The sequence below is a fragment of the Mesonia sp. HuA40 genome, from assembly GCF_008017835.1.
Lineage (GTDB): Bacteria > Bacteroidota > Bacteroidia > Flavobacteriales > Flavobacteriaceae > Mesonia.
Genome location: NZ_VRLT01000059.1, coordinates 435,313 through 442,696 on the forward strand (window position 1 = coordinate 435,313; position 7,384 = coordinate 442,696).

At 33.4% G+C, this 7,384-nt stretch carries 7 protein-coding genes; 5 read left to right on the forward strand and 2 right to left on the reverse strand.

The genetic code is table 11. The annotated features are described in order from the left end of the window. Nucleotides 1-2: 2 nt before the first annotated feature. Both FT993_RS11630 and FT993_RS11635 read left to right on the forward strand, forming a co-directional pair. A complete protein-coding gene (locus tag FT993_RS11630; protein ID WP_147862708.1) occupies nucleotides 3-353 on the forward strand; it encodes a hypothetical protein in 351 nt (116 codons plus the stop codon). 80 nt (nucleotides 354-433) lie between these two features. Continuing rightward, entirely contained in the window at nucleotides 434-1,303 is an 870-nt protein-coding gene (locus FT993_RS11635) for a DUF808 domain-containing protein (protein WP_147862709.1), read from the forward strand. Between the two features lie 4 nt (nucleotides 1,304-1,307). Here the strand turns inward: FT993_RS11635 and FT993_RS11640 are convergent, their stop codons facing one another. Beyond that, nucleotides 1,308-2,255, reverse strand: a complete 948-nt coding sequence (locus FT993_RS11640) for a LysR family transcriptional regulator (RefSeq protein WP_147862710.1) — start codon at nucleotides 2,253-2,255, stop codon at nucleotides 1,308-1,310. A gap of 86 nt (nucleotides 2,256-2,341) precedes the next feature. Between FT993_RS11640 and FT993_RS11645 the strand changes: the two genes are divergently transcribed. From FT993_RS11645 to FT993_RS11655, 3 genes are read left to right on the forward strand one after another with little or no spacing between them, the layout of a single operon-like run. Then, nucleotides 2,342-2,644: a hypothetical protein gene (locus FT993_RS11645; RefSeq protein ID WP_147862711.1), complete on the forward strand. Its 303-nt coding sequence runs from the start codon at nucleotides 2,342-2,344 to the stop codon at nucleotides 2,642-2,644. A gap of 4 nt (nucleotides 2,645-2,648) precedes the next feature. After that, nucleotides 2,649-4,079 (forward strand): proton-conducting transporter membrane subunit, encoded by a 1,431-nt coding sequence (locus FT993_RS11650; RefSeq protein ID WP_147862712.1) that lies wholly within the window; start codon nucleotides 2,649-2,651, stop codon nucleotides 4,077-4,079. Nucleotides 4,080-4,089: 10 nt separating this feature from the next. Then, nucleotides 4,090-6,378 carry a DUF2309 domain-containing protein gene (locus FT993_RS11655; protein WP_147862713.1) on the forward strand — a complete coding sequence of 763 codons (2,289 nt, stop codon included), beginning with the start codon at nucleotides 4,090-4,092 and terminating at the stop codon, nucleotides 6,376-6,378. Between the two features lie 170 nt (nucleotides 6,379-6,548). On the opposite strand, the gene FT993_RS11660 is transcribed toward FT993_RS11655, so the two are convergent. Beyond that, a complete protein-coding gene (locus FT993_RS11660; protein WP_147862714.1) occupies nucleotides 6,549-7,214 on the reverse strand; it encodes a hypothetical protein in 666 nt (221 codons plus the stop codon). Nucleotides 7,215-7,384 lie beyond the last annotated feature (170 nt).

Consider the following 7,384-nt stretch of genomic DNA (forward strand, 5'->3'; position numbering starts at 1 on the left):
TTATTGCCGGAAGTACGGCAATTACTCCATTTTTAGCCATTTTTAGAATGCTAGAGCAGAAAAATAAATTAGAGAACATAAAATTACTTTACGCAAACAAAACTTCAAAAGATAAAATACCAGAAAATGGATTGAGTATATTACTAGAAGAGAGAATGCAATTTATACTTACAAAAGAAGATAGAAGTGAGTATAAAAAAGCTTACTTAGACTTAGATTTTTTAAGACATAAAATTCAAAACAAACAGCAATACTTCTGCGTTTGCGGTCCTGCAGAAATGACTAAGCATATAGGTCAGAACCTAAAGACTATGGCCGTTGAAGAGCGCTTTATAATTTTAGACGATCAATAATCTGTCAATTATTCATTCTACTTTTACCTGAATTGAGTTAATTCTTTTATTTTTGGTTCATTTAAAACTAAAACCTAATCATGGCTTCAGGAATTTTTGCAATATTAGATGACATCGCCGCTTTAATGGATGACGTAGCGGTAATGAGTAAAGTGGCTGCCAAGAAAACAGCAGGAATTTTAGGAGATGACTTGGCAGTTAATGCAGAAAAAGCTTCGGGCTTTGTGTCTTCACGCGAAATTCCCGTTTTATGGAAAATCACAAAAGGATCTTTTATAAATAAGCTTATTATACTACCGCTGGCATTTTTATTAAGCGCTTTTGTTCCTGTAGTTATAGGAATTATTTTACTGATTGGAGGTTTTTATCTGGCATATGAAGGCGCAGAAAAAATAATACATTTTTTAAAGCCAAATAAAAAAACTAAAAAAGAAAATCTTAAACAAGCCCAATCGGAGGCAGAGGTTTTATCGATAGAAAAAGAAAGAATCAAGTCGGCTATAATTACCGATTTCATCTTATCTGTAGAAATCATAATTATCGCCTTAGGTACCGTTGAAAATGAAAGTATTAGCATTCAAATTTTAGTCGTAAGCATTATAGCACTTTTGGCTACGGTGGGTGTTTATGGTATTGTAGCCTTGATTGTTAGAATGGATGATGCAGGTTTTGCCTTGATGCAAAACCAGGAAGAAGAGTCTGGTTTCAGATATAAACTAGGTGAACTTTTAGTAAACAGTTTACCAAAAGTGGTAAAGTCTCTATCGGTAATCGGTACCATTGCGCTTCTTATGGTTTCGGGAGGAATTTTTACGCATGAATTTCATGCTTTGAATGATTTCTTACCTTCAATTCCTAGTATTTTAAAAGAAATGATTTATGGTTTAATAGCAGGAATTGCGGTTTTCTTAATCGTTCAAGGGGTTAAAACTTTAATCAAAAAGAAATAAAAAATTAAAATTTATTTTTTTCCGCTTTAGCGTAATCTTTAATCCACGCAAATTTATTTGCAATTATCTCTTTATGCTCCAATTCTATAAACTCTAAAAAGGCCTGGGCCGCAGGAGATAGTTTTTTTGCTTTTCTATAAATTAATCTCCACTGGGTAGTTATTGGGAGTCCTTGAATAGGGATAATTTGCAGCTCTCTGCTTTGCAATTCGTTTTTAATTCCTATCAAGGGCATAATTGAAAGCCCTAAACCTGCAATAACCGCCTGTTTTACGGCTTCATTCGAAGTGAGTTCTAATTTTTTTGCGACTATATAATCATGTTGTTTTAGAAAAACATCCATAGCATCTCTCGTAGCCGATCCGGGTTCTCGATGAATTAGAGTGTGCGCTTTTAATGACTCCTTTAAAGGTGCATTTGAATCAATCTCAATTTGTTGGTTACCGATTAAATATAATTGATTCGACATAAGTTTTATAGAGTGTAGACTAAGTTTATCTGGTAGCGTTGACACTAGAGAAAAATCGACTTGATTCAACTCCATACTGCGCACTACTTTGGTTTTATTGGTTACATCCATAACCAAATCTATTCCTGGATGTTGTTGTAAAAAACCAGATAAAAAATAGGGCATCACGTATTTACCTGTTGAAGCAACCGATATTTTTAATTTCCCAGTTAATTTACCTGCGTGGGCTAAGGTTTTATAATTGATGGCGTGTACCTCATTGATAATTTTGCTAGCTGCCGCGGCAATTTCATAACCAAAATCGGTTATATACAATTGCCTGCCTACTAATTCCGTTAAGGGAATAGAAAATTGTTCCTGAAATTTTTTTAATTGAATAGAAACAGCCGGCTGGGTGAGAAAAAGTTTTTCGGCTGTTTGTGTAATACTCTTTGTTCTAGATATTTCTAAGAAAATGTTTAATTGATGCAAGGTATAGTTCATAAATATTATTAATGTCTTACATAACAAATATAAATAAAAATTTATTAATCATTTTTTAAATCTTTGCCTCCAAATAAAAGTAAACTATGGAACAGGAGGCCAAAAGTAACTTAAGCATCAAATTAGTTGATGGAACCTTCACGGCTAATGAGGCAAGAGAAATCATTCTCGCCCTAATCAATAAAAAAATCAGTTTTCACGAACTAAAAAGTTTTCAAAGTTGGGAAAAAAATCACCAAACAGATCTTTCACCTTTTAAAGCAAGAATTGCCGAATTGGAAAAGGAAAGAAAACTACTAAAACAATTTATTGAACAGAACGAAGAAAACCATACTGATTTTGAGCTTAAAGGAGAACTTCATATTAGTATAGAAAAAAATAAAAAATAGATTTATGGCAACTGGTGAAATTGTTAACACACAAAGGAAAATGCCTGAACGTCTTTACTCCTATTTCTTGTGGACATTTTTTTTCTGCGTTCTTTTGGCGGCAACATTTAGTGCATTTACACCCATCAATTTAATTTTTGGCGAGATTTATCATATTAATTCCTTTAGCTTACTTATTGCTTCTGTTGTTTTACTATTTGGAGCAATTGTAACCCACTATGCTACGTATTATTTACAGGGGTTTCAATATGCTAAAAATTTTTATATCAATAGCTTCCTATTTTTGCTTAGTGTAATCTCGTTGGTTACCGCCCATCATTTATTGATTTTATGTTTAAGTTGGTTGGGTATGGGATTTTTTATGAGCCGATTAATTGGTTTACAAAAAAATTGGTGGCAAGCCCAAAAGTCGGCTAAAATAGCCTTAATCTACTTTAGTATATCAAGCCTAATACTATTCATCTCATTATTCTCTTTAGCTTATTATACGCAGCAATTCACACTACCGGGCATTTTAAATCATTTTCAAGAAGCGCCTAGTTTGGTATTAAACTTCGCTGTTATAGGTATACTGTTGGTATGTTTCATTCAGTCGGCTATTTATCCCTTTCAATCTTGGCTGCTAAATGCCATGACTGCCCCTACCCCTGCTTCGGCGTTAATGCACGCAGGTTTTGTAAACGGCGCAGGTATTTTATTGGCTTTACTTGCCCCTTTAATGGTATTTACAACAAGTCACTATTTTTTGTTTGTTATAGGAGGTATAACAGCCATTATCGCACAGTTCAACAAACTCATACAAACCAATGTTAAACAAAAACTAGCTTGCTCTACCATTGCTCAAATGGGCTTTATGTTAATGCAATGTGGTTTAGGTTTTTACAATGCGGCAGTAGCCCATTTAATTTTGCATGGCTTTTACAAGGCTTATTTGTTTTTATCTGCAGGCAGTGAAATTAAACAACTAAATATTCCTAAAATAGAGCATTTAAAAATAAACACAATGCAAGTGATTTGGGTGGTCATATTTGCACTTGCAGGGGGTAGCTTTTTTTCTTTATTAACCGCCAAAACAAGTTTTACCAATAGCGCAATTTTTTTAACCATAATTGTAGCTATTACGGTAGCACAAAGCACCTATAACATCTTAAAATACAGAAATGTTAGTTGGCTAAAAAAAATATTTTCTGCCTTTTGGATTTTCATTTTTGGTATTTCTTCTTATGCCGTATTGTATGCCCTTGTAAGCTATTTTATGAAAGATATGCCTTTTACCGCACAACCTGAACCAATCGGTTTTGTACATCTTTTTGTAGCCGGTGTGTTTTTACTTGGATTTTTTATAATGAAATTAGGCTTATATAAAAAATTACCTTGGCTTTACGTAATGTTATTAAACTTATCTCAACCTAAACCCAGCTCCTCTAAATCTTAATTTTTAGCTTATGTCCGATTCATCCATCAAAAATGAGATAGCAAATTTACTTAACAAAATCGCAGATACTCAACCGCTATATGCTTTTGTTACTTCAAATCAACTTTCAGGTTACCAGCATTTGCCCTTTGAAGATGCGGTATTAAGTGCTAAAAAAGAATTACAGATTAACCCCTACCCTAATGCAGATCAGTTTAAAAGAGCTTACGAAAATGCTGAGATCAGTAAAGATATATTAAAACAGTTATTGCTACAAAACGGAATCGTTGATCATCCTGAAGCTTGTTTTGAGCAATTGGCTAAGGAATCTGAAACTCTGCAAAAAAAATATGATGCATTAGATCAATTACATATAAAATGGCTGAGTAGTTTTCTAGATGAGGGGGTGGCCGAATGGGCTATGCCTTTTAGAGAAAAAGGCTTTTACGCTGCCTGGAAAAAATTAGCTGCAACCGATAAACAAATCCGTAAAGGCAAAATAACTGAGTTGCCTAAAACCGCTGAGGAAAATATATTGTTTGTTCTAAATCGATATCCGAAAGAAAAGCAAAAAATTATTCTTAAATCTCAATTATTAGCGCTTCCAGGCTGGTTGGGGTACATTAAACACCGAGAAAAAAATAAACCAGATTGGCAAAAAGAATACCCCATAACCCCTTTAGATTTTTTAGCGGTTCGACTAGGATTAGCTTATGCTATAGATTATGATTTACTCTTTAAAGCTGAAGTAACATCTGATTCACATCAAAACAAGACTTCAAGCCTAAGTCATATTTGGTTAAACGCCTGGGAACAGTCTTGGCAAATAGCTTTTGAGGAAAAAATTAAGAATGGCCTTACCCAAAATAATGAGCTAGACAGCCAAACTACTAAAGATTTAGATGCTCAATGGGTGTTTTGCATTGATACGCGATCTGAACGAATTCGTCGTATTATTGAAAGTAACCAACGAAATGAAACCTTTGGTTATGCAGGTTTTTTTGGTCTTGCCATGAAATATAAATGTCCAGATACTCAGCAAACCTATAATGCTTGTCCGCCCATTTTAGATCCTGCATTCACGGCAAAGGAAACACCCTTAAAAAACCAGGATAAAAAATTCAAACGCTACAAAAAACAAAAAGAATCCATCGGGTTTTACGATTACTTTCTCAAGCGATTAAAAAATATGTTACCAGCTGCATTTGGATTTGTTGAAGGTGCTGGCTTACTTTACGGATTTCATTTAATTAAAAGCACGGTAACACCAGCTCACCGTTATAAGCTGGGAAAACCAATTGTAAAAAAAGAACAAATTGCAGAACCTGAACTATTTGATAGCAACCAGCCAGTTGCACTTAATACAAAAATTGAAATTGTAAAAAACGCTTTTGAAATGATGGGGTGGAAAAAATTTGCTCCATTAGTAATTTTTGCTGGGCACGGCAGTACGAGTACCAACAATCCGTTTGCTTCTAGTTTAGATTGCGGTGCCTGTGCGGCGCATGCTGGTGGACCCAATGCTAGACTTTTGGCTAAATTGGCCAATTCTTTTGAGGTGAGAAAAGGGCTTAGAGAACAATACAATATTAATATCCCAGAAGACACCTTATTTATAGGTGCCCAACACAATACCACCACAGAAAAAATTGAACTCTATTATCATACAGAAAATAGTAAGCAATTAAAACGTATTAAAGAAATAGAAGCCTATTTAGAGCAAGTACAGCAATCCTGCTTGAGCGAACGCCTAGGAAATGAAAACAACCTTAAAAAACTCGCTAGCAAAAAGGGATTAAATTGGGCCGAAGTACGACCAGAATGGGGTTTAGCCAAAAATGCAGGATTTCTAATCGGACCACGATCTTTAAGTCAACAAATAGATTTGGGTACTGAGGTGTTTTTACATTCTTACGATTACAAACTTGACATAGAAGCCAAAGCACTTGAGAATATTCTACTGGGCCCTATGGTAGTTACCCAATGGATAAACAACCATTATTATTTCTCTACCGTAGATAATGAGAATCTAGGTGGTGGATCAAAGATATTTCATAACATTACAGGAAAATTTGGTGTTATCGAAGGTAATATGGGAGATTTAAAACGTGGGTTACCTCAACAATCTCTATTCCAGAATGATAAAAATTATTATCATCACCCCTTGCGTTTATCGGTATACATCAACGCGCCAAAACAAATGGTTCAGCAAATCTTAGACAAGCATCAGCATTTGAACCAATTAGCTATAAACAAATGGATTCATATATTTATCATCGATCCAGAAAACAAAAATAAAATCAGTAATGTAGTCAATTAATGATTCCGTTTAAAGCCTATTTGAAGCCTTTCAACGGTTTTGTGTAAGCGTCAGTAACGGGTTAAAGTACGCAAATTTTTCGGTTAAGCACAGACGTTAGCAATTCCGAGTGGATTCGGACGTAGTCGAATCAGCCGTAATTGCGGTTATACATTGTTGTACTCCGTTTTTTATTCATTCGTTTGTTCAGTTAAAGTATTTAATTCAAATACTTTGTTTTCAATATTGTCAGTCGTGAATTTTTTAAAATCATTTACAAAAAGAGTAATATTATGATTCTTGTCACTTACTATTTCTAAATCATACTTTTCATTAATTGTTAATTTTAAAGGAAGTTCATTTTTTTTAACTCCAAATGTTGTGAAGCTTTCAAACATCGTATTTATGTTGATTAAACTATCCTTTGATTTTATAGTACTTCCAATTCCAATTCCGTCATTGTTTTTAGAATTCACATAGGATTTGAAAGATATTTTGATTTTTATGGAATCAGTTAAGTTTTCAGATTCTTTTATTGAAATGCTGTCAATTGGGTGTTTCGGCTTAATGAAATTCAATTGAATTTTTTTGTTTTGAATCGAATATTCTCCTGAACCAAATTCATTGATTATAAAATATGGTCCATCTATATGTCCTTTTATTTGATTTTTATCGTTATAATATGATAATGGTGAATCTCCTTTGTATGAAATAAAACCAAATTTTTGATTTGAAAATAAATGGATAAAAGATAGACTATCAGATGTAAAGAAGATTTTTTCTCTATTATTTTCTTGAGAGTAAAGGTTTTTACTGATTAAAAGAATTGTCAAAATTAAAATTGCCTTCAATTGCATAATAGCTGTTTATTCAAATTTATTCGTTTTGTGCTTTAAAAAAAATCAATTTAGTAATCAGTTTTTTCGATTTATGAAATAGCCTCTTGGTTATGTATTATACTGAAATAGGTTGACCTTTTTTACGGTCTTTTTTGGTTGATTAACTATTACTTTTAGATATTAAGCTC